At 43.8% G+C, this 256-nt stretch carries 1 protein-coding gene; it reads right to left on the minus strand.

What is annotated here, in order from left to right; translation table 11 throughout:
• The coding region (locus tag AAEZ00_RS21655; protein WP_351090030.1) for a hypothetical protein at positions 1 to 256 on the minus strand (256 nt) is incomplete at both ends.

Below are 256 nucleotides of genomic sequence, written 5' to 3' on the forward strand. Positions count from 1 at the left end.
GTGTTCATTAATACGTAACGGCTTGCGTTCCATAATTTGTTACAGAAGTTACGGTAACCTTCAAGGCGGTTCATATCCCAGTTGATATCACGACCGGTTGATGCCATTGCTGCTAAGGTAAAGCGTAGTGCATCGGTACCGTGTGCTTCAATACCGTTTGCAAATACTTTGCGGGTATCTTTTTCAATTTTAGCGGCAAGTTTAGGCTGCATCATGTTACCAGTACGCTTTTGTACTAAGTCTTCAAGGCCGATGC

The sequence above is a fragment of the Shewanella sp. S1-49-MNA-CIBAN-0167 genome, from assembly GCF_040310145.1.
GTDB classification, from domain to species: domain Bacteria; phylum Pseudomonadota; class Gammaproteobacteria; order Enterobacterales; family Shewanellaceae; genus Shewanella; species Shewanella psychromarinicola.